Source organism: Actinoplanes campanulatus (genome assembly GCF_014647795.1).
In the GTDB taxonomy this organism is placed as follows: Bacteria; Actinomycetota; Actinomycetes; order Mycobacteriales; family Micromonosporaceae; genus Actinoplanes; species Actinoplanes campanulatus.
The window spans coordinates 1-24,113 of sequence record NZ_BMPW01000047.1 but is presented as its reverse complement, the minus strand read 5'-3'; the positions used below and the strand labels follow the sequence as shown (position 1 = coordinate 24,113).

Annotated in this window: 27 protein-coding genes; 7 read left to right on the top strand and 20 right to left on the bottom strand. The window is 68.7% G+C overall.

What is annotated here, in order from left to right; translation table 11 throughout:
- Together IEZ13_RS45275 and IEZ13_RS47800 are read left to right on the top strand one after the other, a co-directional pair.
- Positions 1 to 114, top strand: a 114-nt coding sequence (locus tag IEZ13_RS45275; protein ID WP_189285791.1) for an L-serine ammonia-lyase, iron-sulfur-dependent, subunit alpha, incomplete at its 5' end; no start/stop codon positions are given.
- A gap of 105 nt (positions 115 to 219) precedes the next feature.
- Positions 220 to 1,878, top strand: a complete 1,659-nt coding sequence (locus tag IEZ13_RS47800) for a fused response regulator/phosphatase (protein WP_306421564.1) — start codon at positions 220 to 222, stop codon at positions 1,876 to 1,878.
- 16 nt (positions 1,879 to 1,894) lie between these two features.
- Here the strand turns inward: IEZ13_RS47800 and IEZ13_RS45265 are convergent, their stop codons facing one another.
- The 5 genes from IEZ13_RS45265 to IEZ13_RS45245 form a co-directional block, all read right to left on the bottom strand.
- Entirely contained in the window at positions 1,895 to 2,314 is a 420-nt protein-coding gene (locus tag IEZ13_RS45265) for a response regulator (protein WP_183227946.1), read from the bottom strand.
- An 8-nt stretch (positions 2,315 to 2,322) separates the two neighbouring features.
- Positions 2,323 to 4,218 (bottom strand): ATP-binding protein, encoded by a 1,896-nt coding sequence (locus tag IEZ13_RS45260; protein WP_203834197.1) that lies wholly within the window; start codon positions 4,216 to 4,218, stop codon positions 2,323 to 2,325.
- Positions 4,219 to 4,322: 104 nt separating this feature from the next.
- Positions 4,323 to 4,958: a PAS domain S-box protein gene (locus tag IEZ13_RS45255; protein WP_183227947.1), complete on the bottom strand. Its 636-nt coding sequence runs from the start codon at positions 4,956 to 4,958 to the stop codon at positions 4,323 to 4,325.
- Between the two features lie 229 nt (positions 4,959 to 5,187).
- Positions 5,188 to 5,625 (bottom strand): nitroreductase family deazaflavin-dependent oxidoreductase, encoded by a 438-nt coding sequence (locus tag IEZ13_RS45250; RefSeq protein WP_183227948.1) that lies wholly within the window; start codon positions 5,623 to 5,625, stop codon positions 5,188 to 5,190.
- 228 nt (positions 5,626 to 5,853) lie between these two features.
- Positions 5,854 to 6,795: an inositol-3-phosphate synthase gene (locus IEZ13_RS45245; RefSeq protein WP_183227949.1), complete on the bottom strand. Its 942-nt coding sequence runs from the start codon at positions 6,793 to 6,795 to the stop codon at positions 5,854 to 5,856.
- Between the two features lie 242 nt (positions 6,796 to 7,037).
- On the opposite strand from IEZ13_RS45245, the gene IEZ13_RS45240 reads away from it, so the two are divergent.
- Positions 7,038 to 7,703 (top strand): hypothetical protein, encoded by a 666-nt coding sequence (locus IEZ13_RS45240; RefSeq protein ID WP_183227950.1) that lies wholly within the window; start codon positions 7,038 to 7,040, stop codon positions 7,701 to 7,703.
- 12 nt (positions 7,704 to 7,715) lie between these two features.
- Here IEZ13_RS45240 and IEZ13_RS45235 read toward each other — a convergent pair whose 3' ends face one another.
- The 8 genes from IEZ13_RS45235 to IEZ13_RS45200 all read right to left on the bottom strand — a co-directional run bounded on the left by IEZ13_RS45235 (position 7,716) and on the right by IEZ13_RS45200 (position 13,869).
- Positions 7,716 to 7,967 carry a hypothetical protein gene (locus IEZ13_RS45235; RefSeq protein ID WP_183227951.1) on the bottom strand — a complete coding sequence of 84 codons (252 nt, stop codon included), beginning with the start codon at positions 7,965 to 7,967 and terminating at the stop codon, positions 7,716 to 7,718.
- Positions 7,968 to 8,201: 234 nt separating this feature from the next.
- Complete coding sequence (locus IEZ13_RS45230) at positions 8,202 to 8,765, bottom strand: GNAT family N-acetyltransferase (protein ID WP_183227952.1); 564 nt, start codon at positions 8,763 to 8,765, stop codon at positions 8,202 to 8,204.
- 47 nt (positions 8,766 to 8,812) lie between these two features.
- Positions 8,813 to 9,943 carry a hypothetical protein gene (locus IEZ13_RS45225; protein WP_183227953.1) on the bottom strand — a complete coding sequence of 377 codons (1,131 nt, stop codon included), beginning with the start codon at positions 9,941 to 9,943 and terminating at the stop codon, positions 8,813 to 8,815.
- Between the two features lie 2 nt (positions 9,944 to 9,945).
- Positions 9,946 to 11,004 carry an XRE family transcriptional regulator gene (locus tag IEZ13_RS45220; RefSeq protein ID WP_183227954.1) on the bottom strand — a complete coding sequence of 353 codons (1,059 nt, stop codon included), beginning with the start codon at positions 11,002 to 11,004 and terminating at the stop codon, positions 9,946 to 9,948.
- Between the two features lie 45 nt (positions 11,005 to 11,049).
- Entirely contained in the window at positions 11,050 to 11,274 is a 225-nt protein-coding gene (locus IEZ13_RS45215; protein ID WP_183227955.1) for a hypothetical protein, read from the bottom strand.
- A gap of 57 nt (positions 11,275 to 11,331) precedes the next feature.
- On the bottom strand, positions 11,332 to 12,279 hold the full coding sequence (locus IEZ13_RS45210; RefSeq protein ID WP_183227956.1) for an SDR family NAD(P)-dependent oxidoreductase: 948 nt from the start codon (positions 12,277 to 12,279) through the stop codon (positions 11,332 to 11,334).
- Between the two features lie 39 nt (positions 12,280 to 12,318).
- Positions 12,319 to 12,651, bottom strand: coding sequence for a TM2 domain-containing protein (locus IEZ13_RS45205; RefSeq protein WP_221246397.1), 333 nt, complete (start codon positions 12,649 to 12,651; stop codon positions 12,319 to 12,321).
- Between the two features lie 147 nt (positions 12,652 to 12,798).
- Complete coding sequence (locus IEZ13_RS45200; protein WP_183227957.1) at positions 12,799 to 13,869, bottom strand: alkene reductase; 1,071 nt, start codon at positions 13,867 to 13,869, stop codon at positions 12,799 to 12,801.
- Between the two features lie 80 nt (positions 13,870 to 13,949).
- Between IEZ13_RS45200 and IEZ13_RS45195 the strand changes: the two genes are divergently transcribed.
- Positions 13,950 to 14,366 carry a MarR family winged helix-turn-helix transcriptional regulator gene (locus IEZ13_RS45195; protein ID WP_183227958.1) on the top strand — a complete coding sequence of 139 codons (417 nt, stop codon included), beginning with the start codon at positions 13,950 to 13,952 and terminating at the stop codon, positions 14,364 to 14,366.
- Between the two features lie 4 nt (positions 14,367 to 14,370).
- On the opposite strand, the gene IEZ13_RS45190 is transcribed toward IEZ13_RS45195, so the two are convergent.
- From IEZ13_RS45190 to IEZ13_RS45170, 5 genes are all read right to left on the bottom strand, one after another.
- On the bottom strand, positions 14,371 to 14,565 hold the full coding sequence (locus IEZ13_RS45190) for a hypothetical protein (protein ID WP_183227959.1): 195 nt from the start codon (positions 14,563 to 14,565) through the stop codon (positions 14,371 to 14,373).
- 234 nt (positions 14,566 to 14,799) lie between these two features.
- Positions 14,800 to 15,390 (bottom strand): PadR family transcriptional regulator, encoded by a 591-nt coding sequence (locus IEZ13_RS45185; protein WP_183227960.1) that lies wholly within the window; start codon positions 15,388 to 15,390, stop codon positions 14,800 to 14,802.
- Between the two features lie 63 nt (positions 15,391 to 15,453).
- The gene (locus IEZ13_RS45180; RefSeq protein ID WP_183227961.1) at positions 15,454 to 16,137 is read right to left on the bottom strand and encodes a cupin domain-containing protein; all 684 of its coding nucleotides are present in this window, start codon (positions 16,135 to 16,137) and stop codon (positions 15,454 to 15,456) included.
- Positions 16,137 to 17,060, bottom strand: a complete 924-nt coding sequence (locus IEZ13_RS45175; protein ID WP_183227962.1) for a DUF6807 domain-containing protein — start codon at positions 17,058 to 17,060, stop codon at positions 16,137 to 16,139. Before IEZ13_RS45175 ends, IEZ13_RS45180 begins: the two co-directional genes overlap by 1 nt.
- The gene (locus IEZ13_RS45170) at positions 17,057 to 18,157 is read right to left on the bottom strand and encodes a Gfo/Idh/MocA family protein (protein WP_183227963.1); all 1,101 of its coding nucleotides are present in this window, start codon (positions 18,155 to 18,157) and stop codon (positions 17,057 to 17,059) included. The genes IEZ13_RS45175 and IEZ13_RS45170 overlap by 4 nt, the downstream gene beginning before the upstream one ends.
- Positions 18,158 to 18,547: 390 nt before the next feature.
- On the opposite strand from IEZ13_RS45170, the gene IEZ13_RS45165 reads away from it, so the two are divergent.
- On the top strand, positions 18,548 to 19,114 hold the full coding sequence (locus IEZ13_RS45165) for a GNAT family N-acetyltransferase (protein ID WP_183227964.1): 567 nt from the start codon (positions 18,548 to 18,550) through the stop codon (positions 19,112 to 19,114).
- A 536-nt stretch (positions 19,115 to 19,650) separates the two neighbouring features.
- On the opposite strand, the gene IEZ13_RS45160 is transcribed toward IEZ13_RS45165, so the two are convergent.
- Positions 19,651 to 20,691, bottom strand: a complete 1,041-nt coding sequence (locus tag IEZ13_RS45160) for a LacI family DNA-binding transcriptional regulator (protein ID WP_183227965.1) — start codon at positions 20,689 to 20,691, stop codon at positions 19,651 to 19,653.
- Between the two features lie 28 nt (positions 20,692 to 20,719).
- Positions 20,720 to 21,949 (bottom strand): pectin acetylesterase-family hydrolase, encoded by a 1,230-nt coding sequence (locus IEZ13_RS45155; RefSeq protein ID WP_183227966.1) that lies wholly within the window; start codon positions 21,947 to 21,949, stop codon positions 20,720 to 20,722.
- A 172-nt stretch (positions 21,950 to 22,121) separates the two neighbouring features.
- Here IEZ13_RS45155 and IEZ13_RS45150 point away from each other — a divergent pair, with 172 nt between their 5' ends.
- Complete coding sequence (locus tag IEZ13_RS45150) at positions 22,122 to 22,712, top strand: TetR/AcrR family transcriptional regulator (RefSeq protein WP_183227972.1); 591 nt, start codon at positions 22,122 to 22,124, stop codon at positions 22,710 to 22,712.
- Between the two features lie 77 nt (positions 22,713 to 22,789).
- Complete coding sequence (locus IEZ13_RS45145) at positions 22,790 to 23,800, top strand: LacI family DNA-binding transcriptional regulator (RefSeq protein WP_203834199.1); 1,011 nt, start codon at positions 22,790 to 22,792, stop codon at positions 23,798 to 23,800.
- Positions 23,801 to 24,113: the final 313 nt, after the last annotated feature.

Below are 24,113 nucleotides of genomic sequence, written 5' to 3'. Positions count from 1 at the left end.
CACGTCTCCCTCGACAAGGTCATCAAGACCATGAAGGAGACCGGCGCCGACATGAAGATCAAGTACAAGGAGACGGCCCGGGGCGGTCTGGCGGTCAACGTCATCGAGTGCTGAGGCCCGGAGACGGACGGCGGGTGCGTTTTCCGGGACCGGGATGCCTCATTCTGTTCGATGTCCGTTGAAATTGGCCGCAGCTGGACTTCTCGTGATGGGAGATCGATGTCGACGGTGATGGTTGTCGATGACGACCCGGTCTGCCGGGACTTCCTGCGCACGTTGCTGGGCTACCGCGGGCATCAGACCTGTGAGGCCGCGGACGGCGGCACCGCGTTGTCTCTGGCACGCCGGCGCCCACCGGATGCGGTGATCACCGATGTCATGATGCCGCATATCGACGGTTACGAACTGGCTCGCCGGCTGCGCATCCAGCCGGCGACCCGCCACATACCGATCGCGTTCAGCACCGCACACTACGGCCGCGACGAGATCGAGCCGATGGCCCGTGCCTGCGGCGTCCGGGATGTCATCTTCAAACCGGCGCAACCGGGCATGGTGCTGGCGACGATCGACGCCCTCCTGGGTTCCGGGAGCGTCACGGAGCAAGCAGCGGGGCTCGCCGGATCGGTCGATGCGGCCGGGGCCGTGTCGCTGGGCCGGCAACCCGTGTGCCCGGCCGACGATCTGACCGATCATTGGCGGAACCTGGTCACGGACTGCGCCGACCGGTTGGCCGAGACTCATCAGCTCACCCGGTCCGGCATGTGGGATCTGGACCCGGAGTCCGGCATGATCGTGCTGTCGACCGGCCTGTGCGACCTGCTCCGGCTTCCGTCCGCCAGGGTGGGCCTCGACCAGTTGCGGCAGCGTGTGCATCCGGACGATCTCGCCAGGTTGCTGACCATCGCCGGGAAGGTCTGGCGGACGGGTGAGGCCGACCGGACCGAGATACGCGTCGCGGCCATGGACGGCATCGTCCATGAACTGATCGTGTCCTGCCGGGCGACCACGCCGGGGCGGCGGGCCGGGGAGGCGCCGCGGACCATGCGGGGGGTCGCCCAGGATGTCACCCAGATCCGCCATGCCCAGCGCGCCGGCCAGCAGGCCCAGGCGCAGTGGGATGCCGAGCGCCGCGCCGCCGACACGTTCCACCGGGCCGTGTTGCCCAGGGAACTGCCGGCGGCGCCCGGTGTGGAGCTGGGCGCGATCTATCTGGCCGCCCCCGAACGGCTGGACATCGGCACCGGCTGGTACGACGTCCAGCAGGTCGACGGCGGCCGGATCCTGCTGTCGGTCGGTGAGGTGGCCGGCCACGACCAGCCGGCCGCGGCGGCGATCGCCTCGATTCTCGCGGCGCTGCGGGCGTACGCCCACGAGGATCCCGATCCGGCCCGCCTGCTGACCCGGCTCAACCGGCTGCTGATCGCCAGTCTTCCGGGCGACACGTTCGCCACCGCTGTCGTCGCGATCTACGATCCGGAAACCGGCCTGCTGTGTCTGGCGAACGCCGGTCACCCCGTACCCCTGCTGCTTCTGCCCGGCGAAGCCGGCGATCCGGCGGTTGTCGCCCTACGGCGGGAAGACCCCGCGCTGGGCGTCTTTCCGGACGCGGAGTTCTCCGGGCAACACCTGCCCATGGCCGCGGGCTCGGTGCTCTGCGCGTACACCGATGGTCTGATCGACCGTCACAGCGGTCCGCAGGCCTCCGATGCGCGACGGCTGCCGCAGGTCGCCGTGCGGGCCCTCGGTGACCTCGAGGCCGACCGCTCCTGGCCGCTGCCGGACGCCCAGGAGCTGGCCGAGCGGATCGTCCGGGAGATGCTCGGCGGAGACTCGCCCGACGACGACGTCTGCCTCGCCGTTCTGTGGGTGTCCGAGTAGGCCGCCGGGCGACAGGTCAGCGCCGGCCCGCTCCGAGCGAGTGGTCCACGAGCCGGAGCAGGTCCTCGATGTCGTACGGCTTGGTCAGGCAGCACAGCGCGCCCTGGGCCAGGACCCGTCGGTGGACGGCGTCGTCGGTCTCGCCGCTGACCACGATCACCGGAATGGCCCGGGTGGCCGGTTCGGCCCGGAGCCGGGTGAGCACCTGTTCCCCGCTGATGTCGGGCAGGGTGAGGTCGAGCAGCACCAGGTCCGGGTGAAGCCGGGCGGCGCTGTCCAGTCCGGTTCGGCCGTCCGGCGCGGAGTCGAACACGACGGCCGGCCGGCTGCTGAGGATGCGTTCGACGAGGATGGTGTTGATGACGCTGTCGTCGATGTAGAGCACGGTGCCCGCCACCGTGGCGTTCTCGGTATTCCAGGGCTGGTCGGCTGACACCGGAAACCTCAATTCGTTGCGGTCGAAGCGGTACGGGCGTCCAGCACGGCGCGGACCTTCTGGGTGATTCCGGTGGCCGTGTAGGGCTTCTCCAGGAAGGCGACGGTCGGGTCGTCCGGGTTGAGGGTGAGCACGCCACGGGTGTGCGCGGACGTGAAGATCACTGGTAGGCCCGGCCGCATGGCGGTGACCCGGTCGGCCAGTTGCCGGCCGTTCATGCCCGGCATGATGACGTCGGTGACCAGCAGGCTGATGTCCGGGTTCCCGCGAACGATCTTGAGGGCCTGGCGGCCGTCGGCGCCGGACAGGACGTGATAACCGGCGGTTCGCAGAATCCGTTCGGTGAGCATCCGCACGGCGGCATCGTCCTCGATGAACAGGATCGTCTCGGTCCCGGTCGCCAGCTCCCGCGGCATGGGCTGGGCGGGGATGTCGACGGTCGGCGCCGTGGTGATCGGCAGGTGCACCTCGATGACGGTGCCTCGTCCCGGTTCCGAGTCCACACGGATGTGCCCGTCGGCCTGGGCCACTATTCCGTACACCGTGGACATTCCGAGGCCCGTTCCCTTGCCCTGCTCCTTGGTGGTGAAGAACGGCTCGAAGATCCGGGCGGCCACCTCGGCGGACATGCCGTCACCGGTGTCGGCGACGGTGATCAGAGCGTATTCCCCGGCCCGGCCGCCGATTTGGGTGGCCAGCTCGTGACCGACGTCGACGTGATCGGTGGCGATGGTCAGAATGCCGCCGCCGGGCATCGCGTCACGGGCGTTGACGGCCAGGTTGACGATCACCTGCTCCAGCTGGCCGGGATCGGCTCGTACCGGCAACGACGGCGCCGTGGTCGTCACCACCAGCTCGATGTCCTCGCGGATGAGCCGGTGCAACATCTCCTCGAGCCCGGTGACCAGGCCCACGACGTTCACCACCCGTACCTCGGTGGCCTGGGTCTGGGAGAAGGCCAGCAGCTGCCGGGTCAGCGCCCCGGCCCGGGTCGCCGCTTCCCTGATCATGGTGAGGTCGCGGGAGGACGCCTCGTCGGCCCGGGCCATCAACAGGGCCGCGTAGCCGTCGATGACGGTCAGCAGGTTGTTGAAGTCGTGCGCCACCCCACCGGCGAGCTGGCCCACCGCGTCCAGCTTCTGCGCCTGGCGTAGCTGTGCCTCGACGTTCTTCTGCTCGGTCACGTCGGCGACCATGGCGAGGACACCGTGGTCGCCGGCCCGCGCCGTCAACGCGATCTGCGCCCACATCACCCGGCCGCCGTCGCGGAGCAGCCCGACCTCGAGCCGGCGGGTTCCGCCGTCCAGGGCCCCGGCCAACTCTCGCTCGGCGACCTGCCGGTCCGCCTCGGCCACCAGGTCCACCACGGCCGTTCCCGGCAGCCCCGCGGCCGGCCGGCCGAGCATCTCGGCGAACCGGCTGTTGGCATAACCGATCCGTCCGTCGCCGTCGAGGAGCAGCACACCTTCGCTGGTGGTTTCCACGATGCCGCGGTAACGCTCCTCGCTGGCACGCAGCGTCGCCTCCGCGGCCTGCCGCAGCCGGAGATCCTCGAACACCGCGGCGCCGCGCACCAGGGCCGGGAACCGGCCGCGTAACGTCCAGTACCACACCGCGACGGCGGCGGTCGCGAGGTCCCAGCCGACGTTGAAACTCGATCCGAACGCATGGCGCATGGCGATCCCGGAATGCATTCCCCAGCCGAAATAGGGAAGCATGAGGTGCACCGTATGTGAGCCGTGGTGCACCGCGCAGCTGAAGAAGATCGCCGCGGTCGCCAGGCCGAGCGGATTTCTGCGCCATTGCCGTGCGCGCCATAATCCTCGCCCGATGGCAAGTGAGATTGCCAGATAGGCCACGAGAATAATCGCGTTGGCCAAGGCGGCCAGTTGCCAGGGCACCACGGTTCACACCACCCGACCACATCGATCGGCCAAGGCCAAACCATATCCACAGGCGAGCGCGATCGGCTATCGCTCGATCGGGGTACGCCCATGTCCGGCGATCGTCAGGTCTTCGCCGGGCGGGACAGGTCGTTGATCATCTCCAGCAGCTGGCGGGCGCTCTGCTGGACGAGTTCGAGCTGGCGTACCTGTTCGTCGTTGAGTGGTCCGGGAAGGCGCAGGAGCAGCGTGCCGGTGAAACCGATGACGGCCTGCAAGGGGGTACGCAGCTCGTGGCTGGTGGCGGCGGGCAGGACGACCCGGGCGCGGTCCGCCTTCTCCGGCCCGGTGGCGCCGCGAACGTCACGGGAGATGGCGGCGACACCGACGATCCTGCCGGTGTCGTCGGCGATGGGAGAGACACTCAGCCGGACCGTGATGGTGCTCCCGTCGCGGTGGATCCGCTCGGTCACGTACTGGTCAAGCTGTTCGCCGCTGGCGACCTGGCGGAGAACTGCCGCCTCGCCGGCCCGGCACCAGTGCGGATAGAGCCTGTCGGCACGCCTGCCGATGATCTCTTCGGCGTGGTAGCCGTAGAGCCGTTCGGCCGCCCGATTCCAGGCGGTCACCACACCGTCGAGCGTCCCGCCGACAATCGCATCGTGCGAGGAACGCACGATATCCGCGAGCCGGATGGTCTCTCCATCGATCGAATTCTCCCGGCTTGCGGGCCGGCCGAAGTCTTCGTCGGGAGTGGTCATAAAGGAATCCGCCTGAGGCGTTCCCGTGGCAGGGCCGGTGGAATGACCATGCGACAAAACCTTCCGCTGAGTTAACCGGCAATTCTCGGCAAATACGCTAGCCCGCCGACTTTCACCGGCACAAGCTCCTTCAAGATCAACTCAGGATCAACCGTCCATGATCGCGGATCCAGCCGCCTCGGTCTCGTACGTCGTGCCGCGGCCGGTGGAGATGGCGGTGCCGGGGCGGTCAGTGGGTGATGATGCGGAAGACCGGGAAGCCGGGGGCGGCGGCCACGATGTCGGCCTCGGGCGAGTCGGCTTTCAGGCCGTCGAAGAAGGCGCCCGTCTCCCACGCCCATTTGCGCAGGTAGAGGCGGATCAGTGGCGGCTTGGCGGCATCCTCGACCTCGATCGCGGTGAACGGCTCGGTGCGGCGGCCGAGGCGGAGTTCCCCTTCACCGGCGGCGCGCAGGTTGCGTACCCATTGGGTGTGCCCTCGCGGCGCGAGCAGATAGCGCTCGCCCTCGTGGGTGAAGAGATTGACCACCGTGGTGCGGACTTCGCCGCTCTTGCGGCCCCGGACGGCCAGGACACGGCTGCCGAGCAGGCTGATCCCCCGGGCGGTGAGCCACTTGGCGAAGTCGTTGAACAGGTTGCTGGCGCTCTTGGGTGCCAGGTATCGCATGACTGCCTCCCGCGTTTGTGAGAGCACTGCTCTCGCTTGAGAACAGTGAACAGCAACCACTCGCTCACCGTCAAGAGCAGTGCTCTCGATTGCGAGCAGCTGCCAGTCGTAGATGGCGCGAACAGCGTCAGACACGCTCGCCTCACCAACCAGGAGCGCGCGGATCCCGGCGGCCTTCGCGCCCCGCACGTCGGCCGCCGGGGTGTTGCCGACCGTCCAGATGTCCACTCAGACCGCCGTTCCGGGCGGCGATTTCAGCAGCGACGCCACCTCCGACGGGTACCCGCCACGGCCGGCCCGCTTCGCGGACGCGGCAAGACGTACCAGATCAATGTTGACGCCGGCGGCTCCACTCGGGTCATGCACCTTCAGATGTACGTCCAGATTGACGGAAGTCTCGCCCCACCCTTGCGCCTCAATGTTGATGTGAGCAACCTTCTGGGACCCGAGGTGTGGCAGGTAGCCCAGCGGCGCCATCTGCACCCGATCCGTTCCGAGGGCATTGAGCTTCGACTGCTTCTTCGTACTGGGGTTCTCGACGAGGTTGCGGAAGTCCTCCGTACCGCCGAGGTTGACCTGATAGGAGCTGATCAGGGTGAGTCCGCGCTCCTCGAGCAGCCGCAGCAGCGCCCGGTGCACCACCGATGACCCGAACTGGCTGGCCAGGTCGTCCCCGATCAGCGGAAGCCCGGCCGCCTCGAACCGCCCGAGCAGCTCCGGATCCCGCGCAACCGGGTCAGCGGTGGTGTTGATGAACGCGGCGCCCGCCCGCAGCGCGGCTTCGGCGTAGGCGAGCGCCGTCCCGGGCCGTCCGCTGGGCGCCGAATAGAGCACCACCTCGGCACCGTCGAACGCAGCCGCCACGTCGTCGATCCCTTCGGCGCCGACCAGGCCGCGGCGCACGGTCACGCCGGACGGCGGCAGCTCCGCCTCCAATGGCCCGAAGTTGTTGGGCGGCATAAAGATGGCCTCGTGCAGGTCGCACCCGACCTTGCCGTCCGACATCGCGAAGGCCGTGACGACGTCGATGTCCCCGACGCCGAAGCCGCCGATCTGCGGTTGCCGGACCCCAACCAGCGTCCCGGTACGCCGGTGCAGGTTGATGCCCTGCACGAGTGCCGACGTGTTGTTCCCGACCCCGACGATGGCCAGCCTGATGTTCTCGATCATGGACGCGACGGTACACACGCCCATCGACCAGAATCTTGATCAAGTAGCCTGTCCCGGTCCTGGTTCCGTCCACACGGGAGTGCCGAATGGAAGCCATCCCGCACCGATGTTCGCCCCGCCCGCCGGCGCGACAGCAGCACGGTTTCACGATGGCCTGCGTCGGATGCGGGCAAAAACTGAGCGCGAGCGGCTCGTACCCGATGTCGGGCGAGCCGGGGTGGGTCGAGGCTTTCCTGTACGCGATGGGAACCCGGATCCACGAGGCGACGGTCACGTGGCTCGCCGCCCCCGGCGAGCCGGTCGACGCCGGCGCCCGGGCGCTCATCGCGGAGACCGGCCGGCTCCTGGACACCGCCGTGCAGGACCGGGCCGGCGTCGAAGTGCTCACCCTCTGTCGCTGGCTGCGGGACGGCGCCCAGGGCACCCGCCTGCAAGTCCACCTCGGCGCGTTGCCCGGCCACGGCACCCTGGCGAACCTGTACGCCGTGGACGGCCGGATCGAATACCGGGAGCCGGTGACGCCCCGGCCCGGCTCGTACGGGTCGCCGGCGATGGACATCGGGCTCGCGGCCGCCGAGATCATCGGCGGTGGCATCGCCGGCAACGCGGCGTACGAGATGGTCAAGGCCTCGATCTTCAGCTTCTGGAAACGGGACCGGACGGTCGCCGAGGAGCCGGCATCACCGCTGACCAGAGCCGAGGCGCTGGCCATGGCGGTCACCCTGATCGACACCGAGTGGCCGGAACTGGCCGAGCCGGCGCCACCGCCGACCATCCGCGCCGAGGAGCGCACCGAGTCCGGCACCTGGCGTTTCGTGCTGGACCACCCCGGCCAGGTCTTCAGCGTCTTGGTGCCGGCAGGCCGCCCCGACCCATCCCGGCTGACGGTCAGCCGCTACGTGGAATGAATCCGATCGCGCTCAGCGGTTCAGATACCCGATGGCCAGAACCGCCGCAGCGACGGCGAACGTGAGATTGACGGCCACTCCGGCACTGATCAGGAACGCCTTCACCATGATCCGGTAGACGGCTTTCAGGACCATGACAACCATGAAAATCATGAACAGCAGCGTGGCGGCGGCGAGCAGCGCCGCCAGCAGCTCGGCGGAATAGGCCGGCTGCCCGGCCGAGGTCAGTGCCGATAGTGTTGGAATAGCGCCCACAGTTCCCATATGTCCCGCCCTGTCTCCCCACGAGGCAGCCCGTGATGCTGCTTCGCGTTGAGAGTGGCATTCGGTGACCGATAGGCGAAAGAATGGAATTGCGGCAGGAATATCCAGGCCGATCACACGGCTTCAAGCACGATTTCACCGCGGTCGGCGAAAATTCTAATAAATTTCAGCAGCTCATCGCTGATCGCCGAACCGGGTGGCCAGCGTTACTCGTTGAACCAATTTCCAGTCGCCTCAACTGGAACTACAGTCTTCGTCGGTGGACTGCCCAGCCGGCTCGGAGGCGGGTATCCACAAATCCTTGAAGAAGATGAGGCACCAGTCCGGCTCGGACCATGAAGTTCCGTCCTCACGATAGTGGACTTTGACGGTCGGGACTCGGTCATGCCGCCAGAGCTGGTAACCGAGCCGCTGGTAAAGGCGTGCGGCGCCGGCGTTGTCGAGATCGACTCCGAGAACGATCTGCCGAAAGCCACCCTGCGCGACCCGTTGCTCGACCTCCCGCATGATCCACGTTCCGATTCCGTGATTGCGAAATTTCTCGGGCACTTCGAGGTGGGTGAGCAGACGAGCAGAATCGGGTGGGAAACCCGCACGCAACTGTGCCTCGTCGGCACCGACCGGACCGACCGTCACCGTGCCGAGGAAGTCCTCGCCCCTCCTGGCCAGGAACACCGTGTCACCCGGAGGTTTCGGATCGGCCAACTGCTCGGCGAAGTACTGCCGATGCCCGAAAATCTTGACGATGGCATCAAGGTCTGACGGCTCGGCCAAAGCCAGGTCGGCACTCGTGGTCATGACGTGCGACATATTCGCCAATCTGATCGGCAAACGGAACTGACAGGCTACCGCGCGGTGAAGGCTTCCGAAAACAACACGTGGTACGACATACCGGTCTCGTACAGGAATTTTTTCGGACCAGAAGAAATCGGCACCCAAGCCAGGTAGTCTCGCCATTTCTGCAGGTCAGCCTGCCAAATCTCGACGAAATCGCGACAGAACCCATGGGTAATCTCGGCGCTGCGCCCACGGCCGGCCAGCAGGGAGCGGCGCATCCGATCATCAGCCGGCCCGGTCATGCCGATAATCAGATCGATGAACATGCGACGACGGAAGAGGGCATCGCCCCAGGAGGCGCTGCTCGCGACGTCGATATGCTCGCCGGTGTCGAGCAACCAGAAAAGCCCTTCGGCGAGGGTGTCGCCGAGTTCCTCGGCGGCGGCACGGGCTGGATTGGCGAACGGATTGTAGGTTCGCTGCCGCATCGCGCCGGAGCGGGCCGCGGTGAAGGGGACGCCGTCGCCGAGCAGGAAGAACCAGTCCTCGTTGTAGATGTTCGGAAAGAATGATCCGGTACGGGCGGCGTCGACGATCATCGCGCCCCCGCCGATGAAGCTGTCCTGCGCGCCACCGACCGCCCGGTAGGCGTGGCAGACCACCGAGTTGTCGGCGAACCCGTGATTGGCCAGCCCCACGGCGCGGTACCGGTCGACTAGCCCGGCGACCCGGTGCAGCTGTTCCGGCTCGTCGATGTGGATGTCGTCGTCGAGGAAGAGCACCCGCCGCCAGCCCGACCCGCGTGCCAGCGCCAGCCCGAGGTTGCGTTTGAGGCTCAGGTCGCTGGCGCCGGCGAACCCGCTGTTCCGCAACTGGCGGTCGGTAGCGAAGGACGGCAACTTCCCGGCGAACGTATGGTCAACGTCCACCGCCATGAGGGCGGCCGCCTCGTGCTGGGCGATTCGCCAAGCCTGAACGGCAGAGGCGTCCCGGCTACATAGGGCGACCACCGGGCAGTCGATCTCCCGCCCCACCTGGATGACATGCCGTAACGCGTCGGTCATCGAGGCGGTAGGCACAATGATGGCGTCCAGCCCAAAGTCAGTTGGGTCGTCCGGGATCTCCTCGTCGTCGAGCAGACCGGCGTGCGACTCGTGGTGCAGCTCCCCGACGTCCGGAAGAACAGCCAGGCTGGTCACAGTCAATCCTCCGGCCAGGTATGCAGAACGGTGCCAGGCGCTGTCCAGTCCGGTGTGGCTGCAACGCCATTGAGCACCTGGACCCGGAAGAGCAGGCTGAACGTGTCCCCGATGAAGCGCGGCGCCAGGTAGTCGGCGTTCTTCTCGCGGAAGACGTCGTGCGTGAGGGTGCGAACCGCGCCGTAGACGCCACTACCGTACATTCCATTGCATACGGTGATCGTCCGTTCCCGGTTCATCGGATTCGGTGCGCGGAAGAAGTGCCCGACATCCTGGACCAGCACTCGGGATCCACCGCGCTCAGCGAACTCTGGAACGAACCTATCACCGCCACTGACTTCAAAGTATCCCCGGCTGGGGTCGTTGTCGTCGGAGTGTTGACTCACCGGAACCCCGGTCAGGCGCATGGCATCGCTGGTCGCGGCGTTCCAATCGATGCCCCCGAGCAGGACGAGATGCGCCGTCCAATGGTCCTCGACCACGTCGCGTGCGCTGACGTACCGGACGTCGAGGTCGGGGTTCACCGCACGGAGAAATCCGTGTAGCTCGAACAGCGAATCGAGATCGGCCAGCCGGGAGAGTTTCGAGCGGTCCGGGTCGGCAGGAACTGACCGGTCCTCGTTGCCGGGGTCAGCGCAGATGATGACGATCGGCCCGGCCTCGTAGTGCCACGGCCCTCTCCCGACGATGCTCTGCCGCCTGATCTCGGCCGAACTGTCGCCGACTGCTTCGGCCCGCAACGCGAACAAATCGGCAGCGAGATCCGCGCGGATCGCCGCCTCCTCCGCGGTCAACTCGTCCTCAGCAATCAACCGGTACGGCCGTCGCTGGATCGATCGCCGCGTACAGAAGAAGGTGATGATGGCGTTGAGCCGGTCCTCGGGAGGTGGGGTGGGATTGCCGACCCGCTCCCACGACGAGATCAGCTGGATGCTCGCCGGCTTCCGCTCGCTCAGTGCGGCGGCCAATTCCCCCTGGGTGACCGAGACGTGCGGCCACCAGGACCTGCGCAGATCACGCAGCCGCTGAGCAAGGACTCGGGCGGGGTCGTCGCCGGCCACGCGAGCACCTCCAGAAGACTCCACTGTGCTGCGCGCGCGGCGTGATCAAGAACCATTGGTCGTCACCCCGTCGCGGGCGAACCCGAGGGCTGATTCCTCACCTTCTTCCACACAGAACACCATCGCGCCCGAGAAGTACAGGCACCTACAGCTCAGGTTCGGCGCCGGAAACTGGAAAAGCCTGTAAACCCGGTCGACCCGAACCGCGCGCCAGGGTCTTGCCGGCGAGAACACCTGCGCGGCGGTGCGCGCTGCCTTCGACGCCGACATGGACGGGGTTCGAGGTGCAGTTCGACACGGACGGGTAGACCGACGTGATCGCTGCGCTCACCCGTCCGTGACCTGGTGGGCGCTGCCCGCCAGCCATTCGCCGAGGCGGCGGCGGAGCCGGCCGCGCCGGTATCCGCCGTGCACCGCCCCGGTCGGCGGCGCGTCGAACAGCGATCCCCGGCTGGCCGGCGCCGCCGTCGGACCGGTCACCAGTCTCATGCTCCACTGGGCCACCGCAGCCTCGGTGGCACGCGGCGCCAGCCGGTAGGCGGCCAGCGCCAGGTGAGAGACCACTCCGGTGGTCGCCTGCCGGCGTGGGCGGCGGGCGCAGGCGATGATCGTGGCGGCGACACGCTCCGGCGCGTACGCCGGTGGAATGGCCCGCAGCCTGCGGCCCGTGTGGTTGGCGGCCCGCTCGAAGAACGGTGTGTCGATCGGCCCGGGCAGCACGAGGCACACGTGGATCCGGCGGTTCCCGGCGACCGCCTGCCGCAGGTTGAGCGCAAGGCCCCGGATCGCGAACTTGCTCATCGAGTACAGCGGCACCATCGGGTTCGGGAACAGCGACAGCAACGATCCGACCATCACCAGCGTGCCGTGGCCCTGGGCCTGGAAGGTGGTGACGGCGGCGCGGGCGCACAGCGTGGTGCCGAAGACGTTCGTGTCGACGAGGCGCCGGATCTCGTCCACCGATTCCGAGCCCAGGGGCCCGGCGATGCCGACGGCCACCGCCTCGATCCAGGTGTCGATCCGCCCGTACCGCCGCACCGCCGATGAGGCCAGCCGTTCGACCGCGTCCGGGTCGGCGATGTCGGTCGGCACCGCCAGCACCTCCGCGCCGCGCGCCCGGCACTGCTGTTCCACCTCGGCCAGCGCCTCGCCGCTGCGCGAGGCGAGGACCAGCCTGGCCCCCTCGGCGGCGAGCGCCAGCGCGGTGGCACGGCCGACCCCGCTCGACGCTCCGGTGACCAGCACCACGGAGTCCCGCAATCGACGCCCGGCCATCACACCTCCCGTGACACTCGTCAGGACGCGATCAACCGTCTACCCACCGAGGCGGCGTTCACTCCCGAACGCGACGTCGATGATCCCGTGCCGGGCCATGACGGCGGCGCGGCGGGCCCGGTTCACCGCGCGGACCCGGCCGCGGATGAGGAACAGGTCGATCAGCGTCCACACGCCGAGGCCACCGAGGGTGAACAGCATCGCGATCGACCGCCCGGTGTCGCCCAGATAGAAGCGGTGACCGCCGAAGATCCCCGAGAAGACCCAGATGAGGTACGCCACGCGCGCGTCCTTCCGCACCGATTCGTACTCGGATTCGGCCCGCAGAACGCTGATCCGCTCCCATTCGGGAAGGGCCCTGCTCTCCGTCAACTCCACCTCGTTTCGCCGATACGCGGCCCCAGTGTCGCAGCGCTTCGGGCGTACCACGACTGATGTCCGAAAGCCGGCGGCGATCGTCGCCGGATGAACCACCGCAGGGTGCTCCGGCAGCGGGAGCACCCCGCGAGCGGAGGATGGTCAGGCGGACAGGGACGGGTAGTCGATGTAGCCGGTGTGGTCACCGCCGAACGCCTTGCCGTAGTCCGGGGTGTTGAAGGGCCCGCCGGCCGCGAGCCGCGCCGGCAGGTCCGGGTTGGCGATGAAGAGCCCGCCGTAGGAGAGCAGGTCGGTGGTGCCGTCCTCGATGAGGGCGAGCTCCTCCGGCCCGGTGTACCGCGGGAGGGTGGCCGGGTTCAGGACGAACGTGCCCGGCCACTGCGCGCGCAGCCGCCGGGTGAGCTCGCGGTCGCCGCTTTCGACCAGGTGCAGGTAGGCGAGCCCGAGCGGCGCGAGCCGGGAGACGAGGGCCGGGTAGATCTCGCCGGTGCTGGTCTCGGTGATGTCGTTGTACGGGTTGTTCGGCGACAGCCGGATGCCGAGCCTGTCGGCGCCGATGGCTTCGGCGATCGCGGTGGCCACCTCGACGGCGAACCGGATCCGGCCCTCGGTCGAGCCGCCCCAGCCGTCGGTGCGCTGGTTCGCGTTGTCGGACAGGAACTGGTGGACCAGGTAGCCGTTGGCGCCGTGGATCTCCACCCCGTCGAAGCCGGCGGCGATGGCGTTGCGGGCGGCGGACGCGAAGTCGGCGATGGTGCCGGCGATCTCCGCCTCGGTCAGCTCGTGTGGGGTGACGAGGTCCTGCAGGCCGTCGTAGGTGTGCACCTGCCCGGCGGCCCGGACGGCGGACGGCGCCACCGGGATCAGATCGTCCGGGAGCAGGCTGGGATGGCCGATCCGGCCGCTGTGCATGAGCTGCGCGAAGATCACGCCGCCTTCGGCGTGGACGGCGTCGGTGACCTTGCGCCAGGCGGTGACCTGCTCCTGGCTGTGCAGGCCGGGCGTGTCGGTGTAGCCCTGGCCGACGACCGACGGCTGGATGCCTTCGCTGACGATGAGCCCGGCCGTGGCGCGCTGGGCGTAGTAGGTGGCGTTCAGTCCGGTCGGGGTGTTGCCGGGACCGTGGGCACGGCTGCGGGTCATCGGCGCCATCACGATGCGGTTGGCCAGCTTGGTGCCGGCGAGGTCGTAGGCGTCGAATGCGTCGGTCATGGGACAGCCCTCCAGAGAAAGTTCGTGGCGCGAACGAAACTAGTTCGCGCCGCGAATTTTCGCAAGGTAGGATGACACCCATGACAGCGAGCCCGGGTTTCGGCAACCACCTGGTCTGCCTGTCCACCCTGATCCAGCGGCGGTTCACGCAGATCTGCGCCGAGCACGACCTGACCACCGCCCAGGCCCAGTTGCTCTGCCTCGTCAAGGACCAGCCTCGCGGCATGACCGAGCTGGCCCAGCTGCTCGGTCTGGCCAAACCCGGGCTCAGTGGCCTGATCGACCGCACCGAGCGCCGCGGCCTGGTCCAGCGCACCACCTGCGAACCGGACCGCCGCCTCTGCACCCTGGTCAGCACACCGCTGGGCAAGGAGATCGGTGACGCGGTCTACGCCGACGTCGCCGACCGGCTGCCCGAGATGTTCGCGCACCTGTCCCCCGCCGACCGGTGCACCTTCGAGGAACTGGTCGACGCCGCCCTGCACGGAGAGAAGTGAGGCTTCAGCGAGGTGGCCTACCGCATCGGTGGATGACGTCGCGGTAGGTGTCGAAGGCGGCCTTGCGGTGGTAGGTGTCGGTGACCAGGCCCAGGCTGCCGAGGGGTTCGGTGGAGTCGCTGTCGGCGTCACGGAGGCCGAACAGCTCGTACACGGTGATGTTGGCCGTCGTCCGCTGGTCCAGGATGGTGTGGATCATCTCGGTGAGGGATTCGCTCTGCGCCTGTTCGCCGCGCGACGGCCCGCTGGTCGAACCGTTCTCGACGATGTGGATCGGGACGCCGGCCGGGATGTGGGCGCGCGGCAGGCACGTATTCGCGGATCACCATCGGTTGGCCGCCGGCGAGTTCGTCGACGAGTGCGCCGATGGCCGCCGGGTCGTCCGGGCGCGAGCAGGTCGCTCCGGCCCGGCCGCGCGGGTAGATGCCGAACCTCACGGGCCCTCCTGGATCGCGGGCGCCGGCCAGGGCAGCCTGCCGGTGCGGATCTCCTCGATCGTGGCGTCGATCCAGGCCAGCTCGGAGCGGGCCTGGTGCAGCGCGTACTCGGCTTCGATCATGTACAGCCGCGGCAGGTCCCGGATGAGCACGTCGGCCAGGGCCTGCTCGTCGGCGGCGGTTCGTTCCCGGAGCCGCTCAGCGCGTTCGGCCAGCGCGTCGGCGGCGCCGTCCGGCCCGAGCGCGCCGAGGTAGGCCACGGCGCCCACGAACGGGGTGAAGTCGCGTCGCGGGTTGCGGATCTGCTCGTCGAGGCGGCGGACGAGTTCGTTCCGACCGGCGTCGGTCAGTGCGTAGACGGTGCGTTCCGGCCGGTTTCCCTGCCGGAGCCGTGCCGTTTCGGCGATCCAGCCGGCGGTGTTCAGCGCGGCGACGATGTCGTAGACGGAGCCGCGGGTGATCACCGCCGCCTGGGTCTCGCTACGTCCCCGCAGCTCGCCGAGCACGTCGTAGGGGTGCATCGGCCGTTCCAGGAGCAGTCCCAGGATGGCCAGCACCAGAGGGTTGTCGAGCGCCCGCCTCGGCATAGCCGAAATCCAACAGTCGATTTCGACTATGCCAGGGTGCAACCGGCCGTTCTGCCAGGCGCGTCATAACGTCTCCCCGTTCCGTACGTCATAGGTTCGTAAACGTCCGCACATGCCGAGCCGTTCCGTCTCGCTCTGCGGTGCGGTGACCAGCGCGGATGCCCGCAGATGACGGCCGTCGCCGTGGGCGAGGGCGTCGATCACCTCGCCGGTCCAGCGAGTCTGCGCCTCGACGGTCGACGCCCAGATGTCCCGCCAACCGCCGGCTTTCGGCCGCACGAGAGCCACCGCGTTGTCGTAGAACTCCGCCAGCGCCGCCGGATCGGCGACCAGCCGCAGGAAGCCCCGCACGGCGAGGTCGCGTCGCTCGTCGACCGGCAGCGCCACCGCTGCCCGATAGCGATCAGGGTCGGCGACCACGTCAGGCGGGAACGTCATGACCGCGTCCCCGGCCTCCGGCAGGCCCGCGTTCGACATCACCACGACGACCTGGAGGTCACCGTGGTTGACCGCCCGGTGGATCACGCCGGGCGTGAACCACACCACCGACCCGGTCGCCAGCGGTGTCGTCCGGTGCCCGGTGGTGTTCAGAGTGTGCAGCTCCCCCGCCCCGCCGATCACCACATAGGCCTCGGTCGACGCGAGATGCACGTGCGGGGTGCCGCCGGCCAGCCCGTCCGCCGCGCACGCGCCCGGATAGACCGACAGGCGGGTCACCGAGGTGCCGCCCGGGAAGAGCCCGTCCATCAGGCCGTCTTTCGGGGTGCGCTGAGCGCATCCCGGCCCAGTTCGGCGAGGGTACGGGTACCCGCGTCGCCATGATCACCGGCGGAGACGACGACCGCGTACCGGAAGGAGAGGCTCTCGCCGTCGGGCAGGTCGACCTCCTCGCTGAAGAACGGCGCCGGGTTGAGGCAGGCGAACTCCGCGCTGCGGGTGAACCACTGCGGCGGGTGCTGCGGGTTGGTGGTGTCGTCGACCATCAGCACGGTCGAGGACCGGCCGGACTCGTCGTGCCTGCCGCGGAACGCGAACCAGTCGGCCCGCTTGCCGCGCAGGTCGTCGGCGCCGATGCCGTCCGGGGACTGCACGGTTCCGCCGGTGAAGGAACGCGGCCCGCGCCAGAACAGTCCCCCGTAGCCGGCGTTCTCCCGGCCCTTGGTGGTCGGCGACCCGAACGCGAGGGTGCCGCCGGACACGTTGGTCATCCGGGTCTCGAAGACGAGCACCCAGTTCGTGTCGTCGACGACCGTGGCGGTCAGCGCCCGCTGCTCGCTGATCACCGGTTCGCCCTGCTGGGACGTCCAGTCCAGTTCGTGGACGAGGGTGGCGGTGCGGTCGGTGGCGGACAGTTCGGTCACGGCCCGGTGCGCGGCCGTGCCGTTGTTGGGTTTCTGCACGTAGAACTGGCCGTGCACGTAGGTGGGGCCGCCCCAGAAGTTGTGGTCGCCGACGTGCGGCAGCGACCAGGCGATGCCCTTGTGCCAGACGTGGTCGTGCGGGCGGTACAGCGACACCAGGTCCCCGGCCAGGGTGCGGATCGGATGCAGGTAGGGCTTCGGGGATTCCCACTGCTGGGTGTCGGGCGCGTACACGTACGAGAAAAGGGGTTCGCCGGAAACGGAAACCGTGACCGAACGTCCCAGCGCATGATCGACGGCGATCGTCATCGTGTGCGCACCGCCTGCCAGGGAGCGCCGGCGCCGTCCATGCGGGCGGCGAACGGGCTGTCCGGGCCGATCTGGCCGGCGCGGACCGGGGCGCCGGTGAAGGCGGAGGCGTAGATGGCGGCGACGAATTCCATGGTCCGGCGGGTCTCCTCGATGGTGACCGGTGGTGGGGTGCCGTCGTCGAGCGCGTCCAGAACGGCGGCGAGCTGACCGCCGTGGCCACTTTCGACGGTCGACGGCGATTCGGCCCAGCGGGCGGCGACGGCGGCGTGGCCGGGCGCGGGGGTGATCGTCCAGTCGGCGTCGGTGTAGCCGTAGAGGTGCGACAACTCGACCGTGGCGTGGCTGAAATCGAACCGCAGCGCGGAAACCTGCCGCGGCGAGATCACCGAGTTGACCACCGACGCGACCGTGCCGTCGGCGAACGTGACGAGCGCCATCGACACGTCCTCGGTGTCGACGTCGCGGTCCCGGCGGGCGGCGACCGCGGTGACCTGCTCCCACGGCCCGAGCACCGACAGCAGCAGGTCGAACTGGTGGATGCCGTGACCCATGGTCGGACCGCCGCCCTCGGTCTCCCACCGGCCCCGCCACGGCACCTCGAAGTAGGCGGTGTCCCGGAACCAGAGGGTCTCGCAGGTGGCCAGCAGCGGGCGGCCCAGCTCGCCCGCCGCGGCCATCGCCCGCAGCCGGACCGCGCCGGCGCCGAACCGGTGCTGGAAGACCGTCGCCACGTGCGCGCCGGACGCACCTGACGCCTCGGCGAGAGTGTCCAGTTCGGCCAGCGACAGGGTGGGCGGCTTCTCCAGGATCACGTTCACGCCGGCCCGCAGGCACTCCAGGGCGAGCGGGGCGTGCGTGGACGGCGGCGTGCACAGGTGCACGAGATCGACGTCACCGGATGCGAGCAGCGTGGTCAGGTCGGGGGCGACCGTCGGCGCGTCCCATGCTTCGGCGAACGTGCGTGCCCGTACCCCGTCGAGATCGACGACGGCGGTGAGGCGCGCCCTGTCCGGGTGCTCGCGCAAGGCTTGCGCATGGGCGGCGGCGATGCCGCCGGTTCCGACGATGGCCGCGCGATAGCGGGGTTGCGACATGACGTCCTTTCAGCGGTACGCCGTCGTCAGGCGGCGTCGATCTCGGTCTGGAGTTCCTTGACGAAGGAGGCGGCGGCCTGGTCGGCGCTCACTCACCCTCCTTCACAGGGGATCAACGGAACGTTTCAAACCGTGCCGGTTGCCCTCCGCCGTGGCGGGAAAACGTATTCCAGAGTTTGCGGCCCCATCACATCGACGGTCAAGTGTTTCCACGAGATGTCTTCTCCGGTTCCGGACGGACCCCACGGCGCCGGGCCCACCGAGTCACATGGCGTCGCGACGACTGCCGGCGAGTGCGACCGATTCGGCCCGGGCCGCACCCCCACAATGCCGGGCCCACCGAGTCACATAGCGTCACGGCGACGACGAAGAACCGGAGACGGGGCGAAGATGACCGCTGAGCAGTTCACCGAGTTGACCACCGAGCGGCTGCGGCTGCGACAGTGGCACGCCGACGACCTCGAGGTTTGGGCGGCGATGAACGCCGACCCGCAGGTCCGCGAATTCTGGCCGGACCTGCTCACCCGGGACCAGGCCGCCGCCGGCATGGAGTACTTCCGCGGCGAACTCGCCCAGCGCGGCTGGGGATGGTGGGCGGTCGAGGTAGCCGCGACCGGCGAGTTCATCGGCATGGCCGGTCTCGACCCGGTCGACGAGGAGGCCCCGGTAAGCGGGATCGAGGCCGGATGGCGGTTGGCCCGCTCGGCATGGGGTCGCGGATATGCGACCGAGGCCGCCCGTGCCGTGCTGGCCTACGGCTTCCAGACCCTGCGGTTGCCGGAGATCCTGGCGATCGCGGTGGCCGGCAACGAACGGTCCAGGGCACTGATGCACCGGCTCGGGATGACCCACGATCCAGCCGAGGACTTCGAAGACCTGACCATGCCACCCGGACCGCTACGGCACAGCGTCGTCTACCGGATCGCCGCCGCCGCGTTCCCGGTCAACGAACCGTGAACGCGGCCAGAACTTGCTCCCCTGCCGTTATAGAAGCCTTGTAGTCGAGGTCCGCATTTCGCTTCCGGCTTCTTTCCGGTACGGGTGTCCTCGTCCTCGCCTGATCAGGGTCGTCCCGTCCGGTCGGCGCGCTCGCTGCCCGCTTCGGCCTGTGCCGCCCCCCGCCGGGCGGAGATCGGTTGAATACCCCGCATATGCGGCCGCTCGCCGACCGGGCTTCCGAAGGTGAAAGCACACGAAAGCCACCACGTGGGCGGCCATCGCGGCGATAGGCCACGTAGGCAACCACGACACCGCCGCCGTGCGCGCCCACCCACCCTCGTGAAAGCGCGACCGAGGGCAACCCGGGAGTCCGGCCAGCGTGACCGAAAGCAAGCGCTCGCCGACGGTGTCCGGTGGGACCGGGCGCAGGTGGTCGTCGAGCACGACGACGGCGGCGGTGTCGGGGATGGGTGCCGAGCGGGATGCGGCCGTGTGCGCTGGTGATGTCGTGGAAGACCGAGCCGATGGAGGGCCACGGCCTCGACGCTCGTGACTCAGATGACCTTCGAGCTTTGGCGGACCATGAGGCGGCCGATCACGGTTCGGCGGACGCCGGGGCGGTCGGGCCGGCCGGCGACGGTCAGGGCCAGGCGGATGGAGCGTTCGCCGATCTCCGCGAACGGCAGGGCCACCGTGGTGAGGCGTGGGGTCACGTCCGCGGCCAGGGGGATGTCGTCGAAGCCGGTCACCGACAGGCGGCCCGGGACGTCGACGCCGGCGGCACGGCACGCTGACAGGGCGCCCACCGCGATCGTGTCGTTGACCGCCATCAGGGCGTCGAACTCGCCGGGGCTCTCCTCGAGGAGGCGGGATGTCGCCGCGTAGCCACCGGCACGGCTGACCGGGCAGTCGATCACCCGGATGTCGCGTACGTCGACGCCGCCGCCGAGCAGGCCCTCGAGGAAGCCGGTGGTGCGCGCGGCCGCGAACGTGCGCTCGCGGGTACCGGCCAGGATCGCGATCCGGCGGTGACCGGTGGCGGCCAGGTGCGCGCCCATCAGCCGGGCCGAGCCGCGGTCGTCGACACTGATCGCGTCGAACGGGGCGTCCATGTCGCCGTAGATCACCACCCGGCCGCCGCGCCGCTCGTAGGCGTGCAGTTCCTCGGCGAGCCGGGCCCCGTACGCCGTGGTCGCCGCCCAGCTGGACGTGATCACGAGCGCGCGGGGCCGGAACGCGCACACCGTCCGCACCGTCTCCAGCTGCCGCCGCGTGTCGCCGCCGGCCGCCGACACCGTGACGAACGCGTCGACGGTCCGCGCCTGCCGTTCCATGGCGGCCACCACCTGCGCGATCGACGGTGTGGTCAGGTCGTCGGCGACCAGCGCGATCGAGTCGCTCTTGCGGCGCATGGCCCGGGCCGCCACGTCGGCGGTGTAACGCAGTTCGGATGCGGCTTCCAGGACCTTGCGGGCATTCTCCGCGGACACGGTACGGGCGCTGCCGCCCAGCACCCGCGAGGCGGTCGCCACCGACACACCGGCGGCCGCCGCCACCTCACGTAGGGTGACGGTCGGCCTCGCTGGATGCGGCATTCCACTCTCCCCCGGGTGGTGCAGGGGCTCATCGTACTTTCACCGAAAGCAGCTCGTGTCCGAGCGAGAGGTCTTCGTCGTCGATGACGTTGCGCTTGATCCATGCGGAGAAGAGGACTCCGTCGGCCGTGCACTTGTTGTAGAACTCGTTGGTGGTCAGGGTGTGTTCGGTGGTGTGCTTCTTGGGCTTGTGACCCCAGTCCGTGAGGAAGAAGTTGTAGTGAAGGCCGGACTGGTTGAGGCGCGTGATCGATGCCTTGGTGTTGGCTGCCCAGTCCTCGATGAAGCCGTCGGTCTCGGTTGACGTGTGATTCAGTGCGGCGCCGAAGCGGGTGAGGGTGTCGTCGTAGAGCGTGTTGCTGTGCAGGTACTTGATGGTGCGCGCGGCCGCGTCGGAGCGGTGGAGAAGGGCGTCCTCGTAGAGGTCGGTGTCGATGTCGAAGCCCAGGGTCCTTGCGCTGTCGGCTTTCCAGGTGGTGTCCAGGATGTCGCGCCAGCGCTCGGTGACGATTCCGACGCCGTCCGAGAGGCAGTAGAGCTTCGAGTCTGTGTAGTGGTCGGCGATCTGCGGGACGTAGAAGGCTGAGGCCCAGGCGCCGGCGCTTTCACCGGAGACCATGACCTTGTCGGCGGACGGGAAGTTGGCGTAGACCCAGTCGAGTACGGCCTTGCAGTTGTTGCGCCCGTTGTGGTGAATCTTGATGGTCTTGCCGTTGTGGCGGTAGGTGTTGGTGGTGTCGCCCACGTGCAGGTCCCCGGTGCTGTAGGGGACGAAGACGAAGTTCCAGTCGCGGAAGGCGTTGGTGGTGTCGCGGCGGTTGGCCATCCCGGCGAGCCCGGCGGGGAACAGCCGGGTCAGCGAGTTGAAGTAGAACATCGTCAAATCTCGCGTGTAGCCGCGCACCACACCGATGGGCTTGATCGGACGGGAAGCGGTTTCACCGTCCCAGCAGGCGCCGCCACCGGAGAAGTGGATCACCAGGTTGTTGGACGTGCCGCGCCTGACGAACATCGCGTAGCTGGAGCCGTCTGCGCTCACGGTCGCCTCTCCCAGGTCGACGGTGTGCCACCCGGTGTCCGTGATCTCGTCCAAGCTGGCCACGTGGTTCGGGCGGCCGAAGTAGATGAGGTACACGTAGAGGAATCCCAGAACGAGTACGGCACCGATCGCGGCTGCGGTCACCGCCGCGTTCGTGAACAGGCTGTAGGCGATCGCGGCGCCGATGACTGCGGCGCCGATCCACTTCGCTGCTTTCATTCGTTTTCCGCCTATCCGCGTCGTGAGAGTGAGCGTTCGGGGGCTTGGTGCCGGAAGTGGCGTGGTGTCGGCGGGCTGGCGAACACAGCCAAACTAGCTTCACTCACACTCTTACTATATCGAGTTTAGTTTTAGCGTCAAGGTAAGAAGAGTGCGAGGGTACGATGTGAGCATGGTGGATGCAGAGCCCCTGGGGCGGCGTGAGCGCAAGAAGGCAGCAACGCGGACGACCATCCTGGAAGCGGCGACGGCGCTGTTCCTTGAGCGTGGCTTCGACGCTGTGACGGTGCGCGAGATCGCGGACCAGGCCGACGTGACACCCAAGACGGTCTTCACGCACTTCCCGCAGAAGGAAGCGCTCGTCTTCGCTGACGAGAAGGAACGGCACGAGCGACTCGTGGCCGCGGTCCGTGACCGCGGCCCGGGCCTTTCGGTCTCCGGCGCGCTCAAGGCGCACTACCTGGCGGAGATCGCCGCGCTGAAGACGGAACCGCAGAGCCGGATCCTCGCGCTGATGGACGGCACGCCGGCGCTGATCGACTACGCGGAGAGGATGTGGCTGCGTCACGAGGATGCGCTGATCGCCACGCTCACCGAGGAGTTCGGTCTCGACGAGCCCAGCGAGGAGATCCGCTTCTACGTGCGCTTCGCGCTGCAGATCCAGCTGATGGCAGTCCGCGAGGCTGATCCGGAGGCGTCCGTCGAGGCCGGCTTCCGGTTCCTCGACCAGGGATGGGCCGCCTACGGCGAGGGCGGGCGCTAGTTCAGCCTCAGCCCAGTTACCGGAAAACGTATTCCCTGCCCCCTTGTGGACGTCGAGCACCTGGCACAATCACACAGGTGGAACCCGAGCACGTCACGCTGCGCGACGTGGCCCGCGAGGCAGGCGTCTCGTACGCCACCGCGTCCCGGGCACTCAACGGCAGCGACCGCACCGTCCGCAAGGAGAACGCCGACCGCGTCCGCGCCGCCGCCGACCGCCTCGGCTACGCCCCCGACCTGTCCGCCCAGGCCATCGCCCGCGGCTCGAGCAGCACGGTCGCCCTGGTCGTCAACGACATCGACGACCCGTACTTCTCCTCGATCGCCGCCGGCGTCACCGAGGCCGCCCAGGAGGCGGGCCTGATCGTCACGATGGCGATCGCCGACCGCTCCCCCGGCCTGGAACTCCAGATCGTCCGCACGCTCCGCGGCCACCGCCCCCGCGCCGTGATCATCGCGGGCACCCGCACGACCGGCTCGGACACCCACACCGCCCTGACCGACGAACTGTCCGCCTACCAGGAGTCCGGCGGCCGGGTCGCCCTGATCAGCCAGCCCGAACTCCCGTTCACCACCCTGTCGATCGACAACTACGGCGGCGCCCGCCGCCTCGCCACGGCCCTGGCCGGCGCCGGTTACCGCCGTTTCGCGATCGTCCACGCCGGCGACGACATCCGCACCTCCGCCGACCGCCGCCAGGGTTTCACCGACGGCCTGCACGCGGCCGGCCTCGCCCTGGACGCCGCCGACCAGATCGTCACCGACTTCACCCGCGCCGGCGGTTTCCAGGCGGCCGCCACGATCGCGTCACGCCGTCCCGAGGCGGTCTTCGCCGTCAACGACGTGATGGCCATCGGCCTGATGAGCGGCCTCCGCGACGCCGGCCTCACCCCCGGCGCCGACATCGCGGTGGCCGGTTTCGACGACATCGCCGCCGCCGTCGACGTCCTCCCACCCCTCACCACGGTCCGCGTCCCCCTGCACGACCTCGGCCGCCAGGCCCTGGAGCTGGCCCTTTCCGGCTCCGCCCCCACCCACGTCGACATCCCCGTCGAACTCGTCCTCCGGGAAAGCACCCCCAAGACCTGAAATTTCCGGTACGCGAGACGCCGTCCCGTCATGATCAGGACAGTTCCGCCCTGCCGCGCGAGCCGGCTGCCCACTCCCGCCTGTGCCGCGCCCACCGGGCTGAGTTTTTTCGCCGCTGGCGGGCGGCCCGTTCCGGGCTGAAAATCGGTGTTGGCCGCTCGCTGACGTCGTGTGTTCTTGATTCGTACGAGGTCGTGGCTGAGTCGGACGCAGGCAGTCGCGTTATGGGCCCTTCACTGTTGCTGCGAGCCGAGTTGGGACTGTACGAATAACGGTGTAACTCCTGATCAAGGAGACACTGATGACCGTGACG